At 68.9% G+C, this 16088-nt stretch carries 10 protein-coding genes; 9 read left to right on the top strand and 1 reads right to left on the bottom strand.

Annotated elements, in window-relative coordinates; translation table 11 throughout:
- Positions 1-59: 59 nt before the first annotated feature.
- Positions 60-1262 (bottom strand): MFS transporter, encoded by a 1203-nt coding sequence (locus OG385_RS14390; RefSeq protein ID WP_266855063.1) that lies wholly within the window; start codon positions 1260-1262, stop codon positions 60-62.
- Between the two features lie 265 nt (positions 1263-1527).
- Here OG385_RS14390 and OG385_RS14385 point away from each other — a divergent pair, with 265 nt between their 5' ends.
- The 9 genes from OG385_RS14385 to OG385_RS14345 all read left to right on the top strand — a co-directional run bounded on the left by OG385_RS14385 (position 1528) and on the right by OG385_RS14345 (position 16072).
- A complete protein-coding gene (locus OG385_RS14385; RefSeq protein WP_266855062.1) occupies positions 1528-2040 on the top strand; it encodes a phosphopantetheine-binding protein in 513 nt (170 codons plus the stop codon).
- 35 nt (positions 2041-2075) lie between these two features.
- Complete coding sequence (locus OG385_RS14380; protein WP_266855061.1) at positions 2076-9629, top strand: non-ribosomal peptide synthetase; 7554 nt, start codon at positions 2076-2078, stop codon at positions 9627-9629.
- An 86-nt stretch (positions 9630-9715) separates the two neighbouring features.
- Complete coding sequence (gene sbnA / locus OG385_RS14375) at positions 9716-10741, top strand: 2,3-diaminopropionate biosynthesis protein SbnA (protein ID WP_266855060.1); 1026 nt, start codon at positions 9716-9718, stop codon at positions 10739-10741.
- A complete protein-coding gene (sbnB, locus tag OG385_RS14370) occupies positions 10720-11718 on the top strand; it encodes a 2,3-diaminopropionate biosynthesis protein SbnB (RefSeq protein ID WP_266855059.1) in 999 nt (332 codons plus the stop codon). Before sbnA ends, sbnB begins: the two co-directional genes overlap by 22 nt.
- Entirely contained in the window at positions 11712-12206 is a 495-nt protein-coding gene (locus OG385_RS14365; protein WP_266855058.1) for a cobalamin B12-binding domain-containing protein, read from the top strand. The genes sbnB and OG385_RS14365 overlap by 7 nt, the downstream gene beginning before the upstream one ends.
- Before the next feature lie 80 nt (positions 12207-12286).
- Entirely contained in the window at positions 12287-13555 is a 1269-nt protein-coding gene (locus tag OG385_RS14360; RefSeq protein ID WP_266860851.1) for a methylaspartate mutase, read from the top strand.
- Entirely contained in the window at positions 13552-14568 is a 1017-nt protein-coding gene (locus tag OG385_RS14355) for an asparagine synthetase A (RefSeq protein WP_266855057.1), read from the top strand. Before OG385_RS14360 ends, OG385_RS14355 begins: the two co-directional genes overlap by 4 nt.
- On the top strand, positions 14565-15875 hold the full coding sequence (locus OG385_RS14350) for a glutamate synthase-related protein (protein WP_266855056.1): 1311 nt from the start codon (positions 14565-14567) through the stop codon (positions 15873-15875). The genes OG385_RS14355 and OG385_RS14350 overlap by 4 nt, the downstream gene beginning before the upstream one ends.
- Positions 15875-16072 carry an MbtH family protein gene (locus OG385_RS14345; protein ID WP_266855055.1) on the top strand — a complete coding sequence of 66 codons (198 nt, stop codon included), beginning with the start codon at positions 15875-15877 and terminating at the stop codon, positions 16070-16072. The genes OG385_RS14350 and OG385_RS14345 overlap by 1 nt, the downstream gene beginning before the upstream one ends.
- Positions 16073-16088 lie beyond the last annotated feature (16 nt).

Raw genomic sequence — 16088 nt, 5'->3', positions numbered from 1 at the left:
TGGGCCGCCGAGCCGGACGCCGCAGCGCGGAGTCTCGCGTCAGCGGGACCGCATGGTGCTCAGGTCGTCGGGATGTCGCGCAGACCGCGCAGAGGGGAGAAGACCACGAACAGCGAGGCGGCCCACATTCCAAGGACGAAGACCACCAACGCCGGCCGCATGCCGATCCAGGACGCCAGGGCGCCGCCGAACAGGGCACCGAGCGGGATGATCCCGTAGGCAATCCACAACATCGAGGCACTCATCCGGCCGCGCATCTCCGGCGGGCAGACCCGCTGTCGGTACGAGGACTCCGCCGCGTTGTAGAGCACCGCGTTCGCGGAGAAGGCGGTAAGGCCGAGCGCGTACAGCACGATGCCCCACCCAGGAAAGGCGAGCGGGATCAACAGATACAGCGGCCCTGGGACGACCATGGAGAGCCAGATCACTCGGGCAGTACCAACCCGCTCGGATATCCGCGACGCCAGCATCCCAGTAATCAGGCCGCCGACTGTGCCGACGCTGAAGACCAAGCCGACCACCAGTGGTGAAGCATGCAGCCCTTCCACCAGGTACACGATCTCGATGCCCGTCATCCCCATGACGAAGAAGTTGGAGGTGCTGCTGCACAGCAGCAGTCGGGACAGGATCGGGTGTTTCAGAACGTACCGCAGTCCCTCGCTCACCTCGTTGCGGAACGACTGCCGCTCCGCCTGAGGGTCCGGTTCGGTTCGCGGTTCCGGGGTCTTGAGCATCACCAGGGTGGCCGCGCTAAACAGGAACGACGAGGCGTCCACCCATATCGTCCGCAGCGCCCCCAGCACCCCGGTCAGCAGACCGCCCAGGGCAGGCCCCGCCAGCTCAGCCAGCGACTGGGACATGCCCATCTTACTATTGGCCGAGATCAGTTGGTCCTCGTCGACGAGTGAGGGCAGCAGGGCCCGGTAGGCGACATTGAAGAACACCGTCAGAACACCGCAGGCTGCCACCACCACGTAGAGATAGCCGAGCGAAGGCCGCCACCACAGGGCGCTCGCTGGGATTGACGCGATCAGTACGGTGCGCAGGATGTCGCACCAGACCATCAGACGACGTTTGCGGACTCGGTCGGATATCACCCCGGCGGGCAGGGCGAAGAACACGTATGGCAGCCAGGTGAACGCGGTGATCAGCGACACCTGGAATGCCGATGCCTGCAGTGTGGTGACAGCGAGGAGCGGCAACGCGATGTTCGATACGCGTGTGCCCATCTCACTGGCCGTCTGACCGCCCCACAGCAGCATGAAGTTCCGGTGCGTCCAGATCGGCTTCGGCCGCCGCTGCGGAGGTGTTCCTTGCGGCGCGATCACATCACTCACGGGGGCTCCACTCGAATTCGTCGCCTGCTGTTCCGTCTTGGCCTCAGTATGCGGCCCTTCCGGCGCCCTTCGATGTCTAATGCCGGGGAACTGCCTGCCGACTGCTGGAGTGATTGCCGAACTGTGGTGTCGCCCTCGCCTATGGTCGAAAAATGAATCGTGGAGAGGGAGGGAAATGAGTCTCTCGGATATGAAAAAGGTATTGAGGGAATGCCCGGGTGTTGCCGCGGCCGCCGCACTCGAATACCCGGACCCGGACGGCGGGCACCGGATCGTCGGATATATGGTGCCCGACACGAATGGCCCCGACGTCACCGACGCCGAGCTTCTGCGGCGCACCGCAGCCGCACTCCCCGGTGACGCGGAGCCGCCGGTGTTCGTCCGGCTGCCGGCGCTGCCGCTGACCGCCGACGCCGACATTGACCTGGCCGCCGTGCCCGCCCCGCCGTCCCGCAGGGAGACCCTGCGAGCACTGTTCGCCGAGGTTCTGAACCGCCCGACGGTGGCGGACGATGACAGCTTCTTCGACATGGGCGGTCAGTCGCTGCTCGCCATCCGGCTGTGGGGTCGTATCAGGAGCACCTTCGGCCGTGCCGTCGAGATGTCCGACATCTTCGATCACCCCACGGTGGAAGGTCTGCAGGCTCGTATTCACCGGGCCCCGGCCGTCCCGGCCCGCCCGAAGCTCGCCCGTCGCCCGTAGTCATCCCGCTCGCTGGAATTGGAGTATCGGTACCCATGGTCGCGCTTTCTTTCGCTCAGCAGCGTTTGTGGTTTTTGAATGGTGTGGAGTCCACCGGGGGTGCGTATAACGCGCCGCTGGTGCTGCGTCTTTCGGGGCGGGTGGATGTGGGTGCGCTGGAGTGTGCGCTGGTTGATGTGGTGGGGCGGCACGAGAGTCTGCGGACAGTGTTCCCGGAGGTGAGCGGGGTACCGGTGCAGCGGGTTTTGGGTATGGGGGAGTTTCGTTTCGATTGGGAGGTGAGGGAGTGCGGGCCGGACGATGTCGGTGGACTGGTGGGTGAGGTGGCGGGCCGGTGTTTCGATCTCTCGCGTGAGATTCCGGTTCGGGCGCGGTTGCTGGTGACGGGTCCGGATGAGTCGGTGTTGGTGTTGGTTTTGCATCACATCGCCTCCGATGGTTGGTCGTTGGCCCCGTTGTTGCGGGATGTAGGTGCGGCGTACGGGGCGCGAGTGGCGGGGAATGCTCCGCAGTGGGCAGAGTTGGCGGTTCAGTATGCGGACTATGCCGTCTGGCAGCGGGAGTTGCTGGGCGAGGCGTCGGACCCGGAGAGCCTGGCGGGCCAGCAGCTGGCGTTCTGGTCACGGGTGCTGCGGGATGCGCCGGAGGAATTGAGTCTCCCGACGGACCGGGTACGGTCGGCGGTTGCCGATTTCCGTGGGGGCTGTGTGGAGTTGGAGATACCTGCGGGGGTTCATGCGGGGCTGCTGGAGGTGGCCCGGGCGTCCGGGGCGACGTTGTTCATGGTGCTGCAGTCGGCGGTCGCAGTTCTTCTCTCACGGCTGGGGGCGGGCTCGGACATTCCGTTGGGGACCGTCGTCGCTGGTCGTACGGATGATGCTCTGGACGAGCTGGTCGGGTTCTTCGTGAACACGCTGGTGCTGCGCACCGACGTGTCGGGTGAGCCTTCGTTCCGTGAGGTGGTCGCGCGCGTGCGGGAGACGGACGTGGCCGCATTCGCCCACCAGGACCTGCCCTTCGAGCGTCTTGTGGAACACCTCAACCCCACCCGGTCGCTGTCCCGCCACCCCCTCTTCCAAGTCATGGTGCTCCTCCAGAACAACGCCCGTGCCCACTTGGACCTGCCCGATGTCGAGGCCCGCCAGGAGAAGGTCGTCACCGGCGTCGCGAAGAACGACCTCATGTTCGCCTTCCACGAGCACACAGACTCCGACGGCACACCCGCCGGGCTAGCCCTCGAAGTCGAGTACCTTGTCAGCCTCTTCAACCACGCAAGCGTCGACCTGCTCGCACAGCGTCTGGTCCGCCTGCTGGCGGCCGTAGCCACGGAGCCGGGCGCCTCCGTGGGCACCATCGACCTGCTCTCCCCAGCCGAACGCCACGAGCTGCTGAACGAACTGAGTGGCGCCTCCGCCGGACAGCCCGCCGCCCGCTGCGTTCACCACGCCTTCGAGCGGCAAGCCGCTGACACCCCTCACCGCACCGCTCTGGTCTTCGGGGACCGCACTGTCAGCTACGCGGAGCTCAACGAGCGGGCCAACCGCCTCGCCCGCCACCTACGCGACCGAGGGGTGCGCCGCGGCGACGTCGTCGGTGTCCACGTCGAACGCAGCGTGGACATGGTCGTGGCCCTGCTCTCCGTCACCAAGGCAGGCGCCGCTTACACCATGCTCGACGTCGACCACCCCACCGCGCGGCTCGACGGCATCCTCGCGCAGGCCGATGCCGCCTGCGTGCTCACCACGGCCGGCGGAAGTCTCACCCACACCGGAACCGAGATCATCCTTGATGAGGCTGCCCCGGCCGTCGCCACCCTCCTGGCTACCAACCTCGACCTGCCCTCGGACCCTGAGGACACGCTGTGCGTGATGTTCACCTCGGGCTCCACCGGGGCACCCAAGGGCGTCACCGCTCCGCACCGTGCGCTCACCACCACCGTCCTAGAACAGCACTTCGCCGAGTTCGACGACGAACAGGTGTGGCTGCAGTGCGCTCCCGTGTCCTGGGACGCCTTCAACACGGAAGTGTTCTACCCCCTGCTGACCGGCTCCGTTTGTGTGCTCCACCCGGGGCAGAAGCCCGACCCCGCCACGGTGTCCGCCCTCGTCGCCGAACACGGAGTCACCGTGCTGGAGATTTCCTCCAGTCTCTTCAACCATCTCGTCGACGAGTTCCCCGAGGTCGTCGCTGCAGTCCGTCGCTGCATGCCCGGCGGGGAGGCCGCCTCACCGCGACACGCCGCCGCCGCCCTGCGCATGCCCGGCGCCCCCGCCCTCACCAACGGTTACGGGCCAGTGGAGAGCATGGGCTTCACCACCGTGCACGAGATCACCCCGACCGACGCCGAGAGCGCGTCCATCCCGATTGGCGTTCCGCTGGCGGGCAAGCGTGCCTACGTCCTCGACGAACGACTGCGCCTGCTGCCCCGTGGGTCGGTCGGCGAGTTGTACCTGGCAGGTACCGGCCTGGCGCACGGCTACAGCGGCCGCCCTGCACTGACCGCAGAGCGTTTCGTCGCATGCCCGTTCGGGGAACCGGGCGACCGAATGTACCGTACCGGCGATCTGGTGCGCTGGAATGCCCGCGGCGCCCTCGAATTCGTCGGCCGAGCCGACGACCAGGTCAAACTGCGGGGCTTCCGTGTCGAGCCCGGTGAGGTGGAGGCAGTCCTCACGCGTAGGCCGGATGTGGCCCGCGCGGTTGTCATGGTGCGCGAGGACCACCCCGGTGGGGGGCGTCTGGTCGCCTACATCACCCCCGCGAAGGACACGTCCCCGCCAGTCCCCGCCGAGGTGCGCGCGGACCTCGCCACCACTCTCCCGGACCACATGGTCCCGGCCGCCTGCGTCGTGATCGACACCGTGCCGCTCACGGCCAACGGCAAACTCGACTGGCGCGCCCTGCCTGCCCCCGTCTACGCCTCCGCAGGCGGCCGCGCCCCCCGCGACGCCCGCGAGGAGGTTCTGTGCTCGCTCTTCGCCGAGGTGCTGGGCGTGCCCATGGTCACCGTCGACGACGACTTCTTCGCACTAGGCGGGCACTCCCTGCTCGCTACCCGCCTGGTCAGCCGCATCCGGACCGTCATGGGGGCCGAGGTCGGACTGGCCGACCTGTTCGACGCGCCCAGTGTCGCCCAGCTCTCCCTCTGCCTCGTGGCCGCCGGCCGAGCCCGCACGCCGCTACGGGCCCTCAGCCGCCCCAAGAACGTTCCGCTTTCTTTCGCTCAGCAGCGTTTGTGGTTTTTGAATGGTGTGGAGTCCACCGGGGGTGCGTATAACGCGCCGCTGGTGCTGCGTCTTTCGGGGCGGGTGGATGTGGGTGCGCTGGAGTGTGCGCTGGTTGATGTGGTGGGGCGGCACGAGAGTCTGCGGACAGTGTTCCCGGAGGTGAGCGGGGTACCGGTGCAGCGGGTTTTGGGTATGGGGGAGTTTCGTTTCGATTGGGAGGTGAGGGAGTGCGGGCCGGACGATGTCGGTGGACTGGTGGGTGAGGTGGCGGGCCGGTGTTTCGATCTCTCGCGTGAGATTCCGGTTCGGGCGCGGTTGCTGGTGACGGGTCCGGATGAGTCGGTGTTGGTGTTGGTTTTGCATCACATCGCCTCCGATGGTTGGTCGTTGGCCCCGTTGTTGCGGGATGTAGGTGCGGCGTACGGGGCGCGAGTGGCGGGGAATGCTCCGCAGTGGGCAGAGTTGGCGGTTCAGTATGCGGACTATGCCGTCTGGCAGCGGGAGTTGCTGGGCGAGGCGTCGGACCCGGAGAGCCTGGCGGGCCAGCAGCTGGCGTTCTGGTCACGGGTGCTGCGGGATGCGCCGGAGGAATTGAGTCTCCCGACGGACCGGGTACGGTCGGCGGTTGCCGATTTCCGTGGGGGCTGTGTGGAGTTGGAGATACCTGCGGGGGTTCATGCGGGGCTGCTGGAGGTGGCCCGGGCGTCCGGGGCGACGTTGTTCATGGTGCTGCAGTCGGCGGTCGCAGTTCTTCTCTCACGGCTGGGGGCGGGCTCGGACATTCCGTTGGGGACCGTCGTCGCTGGTCGTACGGATGATGCTCTGGACGAGCTGGTCGGGTTCTTCGTGAACACGCTGGTGCTGCGCACCGACGTGTCGGGTGAGCCTTCGTTCCGTGAGGTGGTCGCGCGCGTGCGGGAGACGGACGTGGCCGCATTCGCCCACCAGGACCTGCCCTTCGAGCGTCTTGTGGAACACCTCAACCCCACCCGGTCGCTGTCCCGCCACCCCCTCTTCCAAGTCATGGTGGAACTGCACAACAACGAGGCCAACCGCAACCCCGAAGGTCTGGAGTGGACTTTCGAGCCCTACGAGACCGGTACCGCCAAGGTCGACCTGGACTTCGAGTTCGTCCCGGTCGGCGAGCCCGGTGCGGAGGCCGGACTGACGGCGCAACTCGTCTACGCCAGCGACCTCTTTGATCACGACACCGTGGAGCGCATCGGCGGATGGTTGACGTGCCTCCTGTCGGCAGCCGCGGCCTCGCCCGACACGCCTGTCAGCCGGCTGCCGCTCCTCACCGACGACGAACACCGCCGGCTCGCCGCCGGGGACCACAGGCCCCAACCCGCCGACCTCGACCTTGGCGTCGTCGAGCGGATCAGGAGGCACGCCACCGCCGACCCGCTGGCGACAGCGGTCGTCGAGAACGGCCGGTCCACCGACTACCGGACGCTCGTCGGCCGGGCCAGCAGGCTCGCACGCACCCTCACCGCGCACGGGGCAGGGCATGGCGACACCCTTGCAGTCCTGGCGGACCGAGGAGCCGGAGTGGTGAGCGCCGTCCTGGCCAGCCTCACCAGCGGCAGCGTCTACCTGCCGCTGGACGCCCACGCCCCACTGGCGCGCAGCAGCGCCCTACTGGCAGACACCCGCGCCCGCCACCTGCTGGCCGATGCCTCCCACGAGCAGGCTGCTCGGCAGCTGGCCGCCGCCTGTCCGCATGCCGTGCAGGTCCTGGTGATGGACGAGGAGGCGGACGACCCGCACGACCTTGTGCCGGTCGCCGGGGGACCAGACGACCGCGCCTACGTTATCTTCACCTCCGGTTCGACCGGCCGCCCCAAGGGCGCCCTCGTCAACCGGCGTGGCATGCTGAACAATCTGTTCTGCGAAGCCGAGGCGCTCGGCGTGACCGGCGCCGACACCGTGGCCTCCACCGCGCCCCTGGTCTTCGACATCTCCATCTGGCAGATGTTCGTCCCACTAGTCTTCGGCGGTACCGTGCGCGCCGTGCCCGACGCCGTGGCCAAGGACCCCCGTGCGCTGTTCCGGCTGATCCGGGACGAACAGGTCACGGTGCTGCAGATCGTGCCCAGCCTGCTGCAGGCCGCACTCGATGATTGGGACGCGGGCGGCGACGTCCCTCGCGACCTGCCGCTACGCCGCCTCGCGGTCACCGGGGAGGCCCTGCCGGCCGCGCTGTGCGAGCGGTGGCTCGCCCGGTTCCCCGGCATTCCCCTGGTGAACTGCTACGGGCCCACTGAGTGCTCCGACGACGTCACCCATGCTCTGATAGGGCCGGACACCCTGCCGACCACCTCACGCACACCGATCGGCCGGGCCGTGCGGGGCAGCAGGCTCTACGTCCTCGACGACCACCTGCAGTCGGCGCCCTCCGGAATTCCCGGCGAACTGTACGTCGGCGGCCTGGTCGTCGGCGACGGCTATCTGGGTGACCCGGGGCGTACTGCCAGCACGTTCGTCGCTGACCCGTTCACCGCCGAGCCGGGATGCCGCATGTACCGCACCGGCGACGTGGTCAGACACCGGCGTGACGGGATGCTGGAGTTCCTCGGCCGCCGCGACCACCAGGTCAAGATCCGTGGGCAGCGCATCGAACCGGGCGAAGTCGAGCACACGCTGCGTAACCTAGACGGAGTCCGCGACGCCGTGGTCACCGCTGTGACGGGGCCCGGTCGCCACAAAGTGCTGGTGGCCCACTACGTCGGCGGTGCCGACCCCGCGGCGGTGCGGGCACAGCTGGCGGAGGTCCTCACCGAGGCCATGGTGCCGGCCGTACTGATCCCACTGGACGCCTTCCCGCTCAGCGCAAACGGGAAGCTGGACCGCAAGGCACTGCCGGCTCCCGACTTCACCGTCAAGCCGGTCGGACGGCTCCCGCGCACCGAGCGTGAGAAAGCCCTGTGCGCCCTGTTCGAAGAGGTCCTCGGGGCGAGCGGCGTCGGAATCGACGATAATTTCTTCGAGTTGGGCGGCCACTCCCTGCTCACAATCCGTCTGGTCCGTGGCGTGCGGCAGCGACTCGGCGTGGATCTGCCGCTCGCGGCAGTCTTCGAACGGCGCACCGTCGCAGGACTGTGTGCCGCGCTGGATCGGGTGGCCGAGGAGCCGGAGCCGGAGCCGGACGGGACCGATGTCCTGGCGGACGACGCCCGGCTGGATGCGGCGGTCGTGACCACCGACAGCAAGCCATACGAACCTGCGCCGCCCCGGCACGTGCTGCTCACAGGCGCCACCGGTTTCCTGGGCTCGTTCCTATTGCGGGGCCTGCTGGATCGCAGCGACGACATCCATGTGTCGTGCCTGGTGCGGGCAGACGACGAAGCCGGAGCCCGGCAGCGGCTGTGCGACGCTCTGGCCGGCTACGGCCTGCGGTTCGACGACCTCGGCGAGCGCGTCACGGCGCTGCCCGGTGACCTGGAACGGCCGTTGCTGGGGCTGACCCCGCAGACGTTCGACGTGCTGGCCGAGCAGGTCGACGCCGTCGTCCACAACGGCGCGCGGGTTAACCTGATGGATCCGTACGAGCGGCTGAAGGCCGCCAATGTCGGTGGTACCCACGAGGTGTACCGGCTTGCCGCCCGACGCCGGGTGGTGCCCGTGCATTACGTGTCGACCATCTCCACCCTGGTGCCGCAGCCCGGTGGGCCGGACGTTCTGCCGGAGGACTGGCAGACCCCTGCGTCGGAGCTCGGCAACAGCGGCTATGTGCGCACCAAGTGGGTGGCGGAGCAGATGGCGCAGGAGGCGCTGCGCAGGGGTATCCCGACGTCCGTCTATCGACCGGGACGGATCGCTGGCCACTCCCGTACCGGTGCGGTCGGCCCGCAGGACGCCTTCTGGCACTACGTGCGGGCATGCATCGAACTGGGGGCGGCGCCGGACGCGGCCACGGGTGCCTGGTCCGGCCTGGAGGAGAACCTGGTACCGGTCGACCACGTGGTCGACGCGCTGCTGCACCTGGCCTTCCGCGGGGAATCGGACGGCAGGGCGTTCAGCCTGCTCAACCCGCGCACCACTCACATTCACGCGGTCCTGGACCGTGCTCGGGCCCTTGGGTACCGGGTGCGGCCGGTGCCGTACCCGCAGTGGACGGCCTTGCTCCACGAGCGAGCCGCGGACACTCTGCCGGGCGCCGACAGTTCCGTGCCGGCGGTGGCAGTGCTCAACAGCGGGATGAGCGAGTCCGCCGGGTCGGTCGGCCCCGAGTTCTCCCGGGAGCAAACCGAGCGCCGCCTGGCCGGTTCCGGCATCGTCTGCCCGCCGGTGGACGCGGACCTCCTGGACCGCTATTTCCGTCACTTTGTTGACAGCGGTTTCCTGCCCCCCATCGGCTGAACGCGCTGTGAACCGCAGCGGGTGGTGGGCGGCGCCCGCACCCCTTAGCGACATCGCGGCGTACGCCGCACACGAATGGAGGCCGAATGATCTACGACCGGGCCTGTGACGTCCTGGCCAGTGACCAGTTCCTGGAGCTGCCGGGATACCAGCCGACGTTCACCACCTACCTCAAACTGGAGGGCCTGAATCCAGCTGGGTCGATCAAGGTCAAGCCCGCACGGGAGATGATCCGCAACGCCGAAGCCCAGGGCAGAATCGGCCCGGGCAGCAGGATCATCGAATCCACGTCGGGGAACCTAGGGGTGGCCCTCGCGTCGATCTGCGCGACCCGCGGATACCACATCACCCTGGTGATCGACCCCAACACCAACGCGCGGACGGTGCGCTTCATCCGGGCCCTCGGCGCCGAAGTGGTCACCGTCACCGAACGCGACAGCATCGGTGGCTACCTCAACACACGGATCGACTACATCAGGAAGCGCACGGCCGCCGACCCGCGGCTGTTGTGGCTCAACCAGTACGCGAACCCGGGCAACGCCGACGCCCACCGCAAGTACACCGTGCGGGAGATCGTCGACGGATTCGGGTTTCCCGACTGGCTGTTCGTCGGCACCGGCACGTCGGGCACTCTGATGGGCTGTGTGCGGGGGCTGCGCGAGCTGGGCGCACCCACCACGGTGGTCGCAGTCGACGCGGCCGGGTCGGTGACCTTCGGCTTCCCGCCGGGGCAGCGCCGCATCCCAGGGATCGGCGCTAGCCGTCGTCCCGAACTCTGCGTCGACGACGGCTCGTTCCTCAAGTCGCTGGTCACCGAACCCGACACTATCCGCACCTGCCGCAGGGTCGCCCGCGAGTACGGGCTGCTGCTCGGCGGTTCGTCGGGCAGCGTGCTTTCCGCGGTGTCCGCGATGCGCCACACGATCGCGCCGGGCAGCCGGGTCCTCGCGATCTCACCCGACATGGGAGACGCGTACCTCGACACGATCTACAACGACCAATGGGTCGCCGAACGTTACGACGCATCGGTCCTGACGGCCGGTCCGGACCTCGACGGGGCCGAATACCTCCCTACTCTCCTGGACGGAACATGCCTGATTTCTCGACCCTGAGCGGCAAGGACATCACCGCACTGCTGGCGGGCCATGAGAAGGACGTCGTGGAGTGCGTGCGCGACGCCTACCTGACCCACGAGTCCGGCGAAAGCGTAAACCCAGACAGCTACTTCCTGCGTTTTCCCGATAAACCGGACTCACGGATCATCGCGTTGCCCGCCTACCTCGGCGGCCACGCGGACATCGCCGGTATCAAGTGGATATCCAGCTTCCCCGGCAACGTCCGCTCCGGCCTCCCCCGGGCCTCGGCCGTGCTGGTGCTTAACGACTACACCACCGGCTACCCCTTTGCGCTGATGGAGGCGGCCGGAATCAGCGCCGCACGCACCGCCGCCTCCGCCGCCCTGGCCACCACCGTTCTGGCCCCAAGCCCCCCGGCGTCCGTCGGCTTCCTCGGCGGAGGAGTCATCGCCCGCACCGTCGCCCGATACCTGCACGCCACGGCGACGCCGCTCACCGACGTGCGCTGCCACGACATCGACGGCGCCTCGTCCTCCGCGCTGCGCGCGTGGCTGAGGGAGGATTGCGGCGCGGAGGCCCGCAGCACTGGGGCGGACGAGGCCCTCGACAGCGACCTGGTCGTCCTGGCGACTACCGCGCTCAGCCCGCACATACCGGCAGCCCGGACCTTCCGCCCGGGGCAGCTGATTCTCAATATTTCCCTGCGGGATATGGCCCCCGAGCTGCTGTTGACCGCCAACAACGTCCTCGACGACGTCGACCACTGTCTGAAAGCTGGCACCTCACCTCACCTGGCCGAACAACTTGTCGGCCACAGGGACTTCGTCACGGGGACACTCGCCCAGGTGATGCGAGGCGACGTACGGACCGACCCAGCGCGCCCCACCGTTTTCTCCCCGTTCGGCCTGGGCGTTCTTGACCTCGCCGTCGGACACCACCTCTACCGGCGGGCCGAGGCCGAGGGTCGGCTGACTCACCTGCCGGACTTCTTCGGGGAGACCCGGCGATGGTGACGGCGGGCACACCCGGCTCCCTGCGACGCCCCGGTCCTTCCGGAGAGCGGGCCCGGCTCCGCGTGCTGGTGTCCGGAACCGTCTCCGACGCCCACACCTGGAACCTCGTCTTCCTGCAACTGCTGCTGGAAGAAGCGGGCCACCGGGTTACCAACATCGGCGCCTGCGTCCCCGAGGAACTGCTGGTGGGCCAGTGCCTGCAGCACCGACCCGACCTGGTGGTCATTTCCAGCGTCAATGGCCACGGGCACCAGGACGGGACGCGTGCCGTGCGCGCCCTGCGCGCCGAGCACGCACTGCGCGGCACCGCCGTGGTAATCGGCGGGAAGCTCGGCATCAGCGCTGGCCTCAAGGACGACGCGCACGACGCCTTGCTGGCCGTCGGGTTCGACGCCGTCTTCGACGACAGCGCCGGGAGCGTGCCGGCTTTCCAGACGTTCGTGCGAGCCCTGTCGGTATGTGCACTGCCGGTGCAGGTGGCCCGGTGACCGGGCAGGCGGCGCACCGCACCGCCCTTGAGACCTCGCGGCCGGACGTGAGCCCGTCCTTCGGCGCGGCCGTCGACCGGATGCGGGCGCGAGGACGACTCGTGGTTCAGCCCCGCATGGGCGTGGGCGACGCCGCGGCCATGCGGGCCGGCCTGCTGGCGGTCAAACAGGCCGCGGCAGACACAGTCGGCACGCTGACCATCGACAGCTATACGCGGGTGGGTCGGCACGACGCGGCCCGCGCTGCCCTCGACCGGGGCCAGGACCTCAACGGATACCCGTTGCTGACACACCCAGGCGCCACCACTCGCGCCGTGCTGGACGGGGTGTGGGACGAGTCATTCCCCGTCCAGGTGCGCCACGGCTCCGCGTCCCCCCTCGGCATCGTTCGGTCGGCGATCGACCTGGGTCTGGTCGCCACCGAGGGCGGACCGGTCTCCTACTGCCTGCCCTACAGCCGGCGGCCGCTACGCGACTCGGTCCGCGACTGGGCTCGCTGCTGCCGCCTCCTCGCACAGACCCGGGCTACAGGCGCAGATCCGCACCTGGAGACCTTCGGCGGCTGCATGCTTGGACAACTGTGCCCGCCGAGCCTGCTGGTGGCCATCAGCGTGCTGGAGGCAATGTTCTTCCACCAGCACGGCCTGCGCAGCATCTCGCTCAGCTACGCCCAGCAGACCAGTCCGGGGCAGGACGCCGAGGCGGTGGCCGCGCTGAGGCGTCTGGCGACGCAATTGCTCCCCGACACCGACTGGCACATCGTCCTGTACACCTACATGGGCCTATTCCCCCGCACCCGGGAGGGCGCGACCGAACTGCTCGCGCACAGTGCCCGGCTAGCGGTGCGCACCGGGGCCGCCCGGCTCATCGTCAAGACGACCGCCGAGGCCCACCGCATCCCCAGTGTTGCGGAGAACGTGACGGCGCTGGAGGTTGCGAGCGAGGCGGCGGCCCGGGAACGGGCCGCCGGCCGGCCCGCCGCGGTCCAGGAGACCGGTGTGCTGGAGGAGGCCCGCGCCCTCGTCGAGGCCGTTCTGGAACTACACGCGGACATCGGGACGGCGCTGGAGCGGGCTTTTGCCCGCGGCTACCTTGACGTCCCCTACTGCCTGCATCCCGACAACGCCGGGCGGGCCCGCGGATTCGTAGACGGAGACGGCCGGCTGCAGTGGGCCGACCTCGGCGCGCTGCCGCTGCCGCGCAGCGCTCGCCGCCCTTCGGTCGACCGGCCCTCCGCCTCCCAGCTGCTCGCGTCCCTGTCATACATGGCCGCGCGGTTCGACGCCCCTGTTCTCAGCCCAGCAGCCCACACCGCTCGCACCTCGGACCCATTGGAGCTCACCAGATGACCGTACTGACCGAACCCATCGTCGTCCCGCCGTCCGGGCTGCCGCCCGCCGACCCGCGCGAGCACCTGACCTCGCCCCGTACCCGCGCGGTGCTGCGCATCCAGAACGGCATGCTGACCGCTGCCCGTGCCCACCTGGCCGGGCGGGGTTTCACCGAACTACTGCCACCGGTCATCGGACCGGTCACCGACCCCGGTGCGCGTGGCTCGAAGCAAGTCGACGTTGACTTCTACGGGCACCGCTTCAAGCTGATGTCTTCCGCCATCCTCTACAAGCAGGCATCGCTGCTCGCCTTTGACCGATTCTTCTACGTTGCCCCCAACGTGCGGCTCGAACCGCCCGCGACCTCCTCCACCAGCCGCCACCTGGTGGAGTTCCACCAGATCGACGTCGAGGTCGCCGGGGCCGACCGGCAGGAGATCCTGCGAGTCATCGAGGACCTGGTCAAGCACGTGATCCAGCACGTGCTCGATACTTTCCCCGCCGAACTGGCGTTGGTGGGTCGGGATACCACTGCCCTGGTCGCCGCGCTGCGCGGCGCGTTCGGTCACACCACCCACCGGCGGGCCGGTGAGCGCCTGCGCGACCTCGGACACGACCAGAGCGCCGATGCCGAGATCGACTGGGAGGCCGAGGCCCGGCTGTCCCGCGACCACGAGCAGCCGTTCTTCGTCACCGGCTATCCCAAGGGTTCCCGCGGCTTCTACGACAAGGAGGACCCGCAACAGCCAGGTGCACTGCGCAGCTTCGACCTGCTGGCCCCTGAGGGCTACGGGGAGCTGTGTAGTGGCAGCGAGCGGGAGAACGATTACGCCACCGTCGTCTCCCGCATGCGGGAGACCGGCGAGAACCCAGCGAAGTACGCCTGGTACCTGAGCCTCATGCGGCAGGGCCTGCCGGCCAGCGCTGGATTCGGCCTCGGCCTGGAGCGCTTCACTCGATATCTCGCCGGTCTGGACGAGGTGTGGCAGGCATCCGCCTTCCCGAAGCTGCCGGGGGTGGTCTCGCCGTGAGCACGGCTCTGCGTGCCCCTGGGTTCCCCGAACGGGAGGTGCGGGAACGTGCCCGCCATGGCGCGGCCCGCGCATTCCCGCCCCGTCAGGAGTACGGACACTTCGTCTATGGGTCCGGGGTCGCACCCGAAGGCGATGCAATCGACCGCCTGCGCCTGGTGCCACCGGTGTTCATGCCCGGGCGGCTGGAGACGCTCATCGATCTCGGCCGCGAACCGCAACCGGGCGACGTCCGGCTGGCCTGCGCCATCGGAGGCTTCTCCTCACCCCTGCCCTTGTACGTCTCCGCGCTCGGGTCCACGCAGGTGTCCGCCGGGGGTCTCGCGGAAGCGCTGAGCCGGCAGGCCGGACGGCTCGGCCTGCCCATGGTGATCGGGGAGAACGTCGTCCCCTCGCACGGCTACGGCCCCTTCGATACGAACGTCGAACGATCGCTGCGGGCCCGTATCAGCGCCTACTGCACCCACTTGCCGGAGGGGAGCGGCGGCGTCGTCGTGCAGCAGAGCACCGAGGACGCCGACGCCGAGGTGTGGAACGCCGTCTACAGCGACCCTGCGGCGCGGCTGCTGCTGGACAGTGACCGGCTGGCGTTCGAACTCAAGGTGGGCCAGGGCGCCAAGCCCGGCCTGGGGGGTATGGCGCTCACCGCCCGGGACGATGCGGACCGGCAGCCCTTCACCGCCGTCCCGTTGTTCGGGGAGGCGGACGAGCAGGTGCTGCGGTGCGCGAGTGCCGGTACGTTCACCGAGGAGATCCTGCGTCAGCAGATCCGGCTGATGCGCAACAACTACCCTCGTGCCAGGGTCTGGGTGAAGCTCCACCCCGGCCGGGACGTGGGCCTGGCGGCCGCCACCGCCTGGGCGGCGGGCGCGGACGCTGTCACCGTAGACGGCGCCGAAGGCGGCTCAGGCTGGGCTCCCACCTCCTTCCTCAACCACGTCGGCCTGCCGCTCGCCGAGTGCCTGCGCCGGGTGGCTCCCGGTGACTCCTGCCTGCTTGCGTCCGGCCGGATGTGGGAGGGGAGCCGCATTGTCAAGGCCATCGCCTCGGGTGCCCGCGCCGTCGGGCTCGGGCGTGCCGCGTTCCTGGCTGCCGACGAGGACCCCGAACACGGGCTGGAGCGCCTGGTGGACTGCCTGGCACTGGAGATCAGCCTGCTGACAAGTGCTCTGGGCAAGTACCGCACCACCGAGCTCGGCCCGGAGGACTTGTGGCCGGTGCCCGAATCGTATCTGCCCGAACCGCTGCTCGCTCCCGACGCAGCCCTTGCCGCCCACCCCGACACCACCACCTGCAGGAGGCCGTAATGACCGGCAACCCGTTCGACGACGAGGGCACGTTCCTGGTGCTCATGAACCACCTCGGCCAGTACTCCTTGTGGCCCGCGGACACAACCGTACCGGCCGGATGGCGCACCGCCCACGGACCAGACACTCGCCGCGGCTGTCTGGACCACGTCGAGGAGCACTGGACCGACCTGACCCCCGGGTGCCGCTCAGCGTGACCTGTCCCGAGAGGCG

This window comes from Streptomyces sp. NBC_01306 (assembly GCF_026340465.1).
GTDB lineage: Bacteria > Actinomycetota > Actinomycetes > Streptomycetales > Streptomycetaceae > Streptomyces.
The sequence above is the reverse complement of the archived record's forward strand: the minus strand, read 5'-3'. Positions and strand labels throughout refer to the sequence as shown.

Bases quoted from the DNA above. Each gene is read 5' to 3' on its own strand.
- OG385_RS14390 (WP_266855063.1), bottom strand. From the start codon at position 1,262: ATGCTGCTGTGGGGCGGTCAGACGGCCAGTGAGATGGGCACACGCGTA.
- OG385_RS14385 (WP_266855062.1), top strand. From the start codon at position 1,528: ATGAAAAAGGTATTGAGGGAATGCCCGGGTGTTGCCGCGGCCGCCGCA.
- OG385_RS14380 (WP_266855061.1), top strand. From the start codon at position 2,076: ATGGTCGCGCTTTCTTTCGCTCAGCAGCGTTTGTGGTTTTTGAATGGT.
- sbnA (WP_266855060.1), top strand. From the start codon at position 9,716: ATGATCTACGACCGGGCCTGTGACGTCCTGGCCAGTGACCAGTTCCTG.
- sbnB (WP_266855059.1), top strand. From the start codon at position 10,720: ATGCCTGATTTCTCGACCCTGAGCGGCAAGGACATCACCGCACTGCTG.
- OG385_RS14365 (WP_266855058.1), top strand. From the start codon at position 11,712: ATGGTGACGGCGGGCACACCCGGCTCCCTGCGACGCCCCGGTCCTTCC.
- OG385_RS14360 (WP_266860851.1), top strand. From the start codon at position 12,287: ATGCGGGCGCGAGGACGACTCGTGGTTCAGCCCCGCATGGGCGTGGGC.
- OG385_RS14355 (WP_266855057.1), top strand. From the start codon at position 13,552: ATGACCGTACTGACCGAACCCATCGTCGTCCCGCCGTCCGGGCTGCCG.
- OG385_RS14345 (WP_266855055.1), top strand. From the start codon at position 15,875: ATGACCGGCAACCCGTTCGACGACGAGGGCACGTTCCTGGTGCTCATG.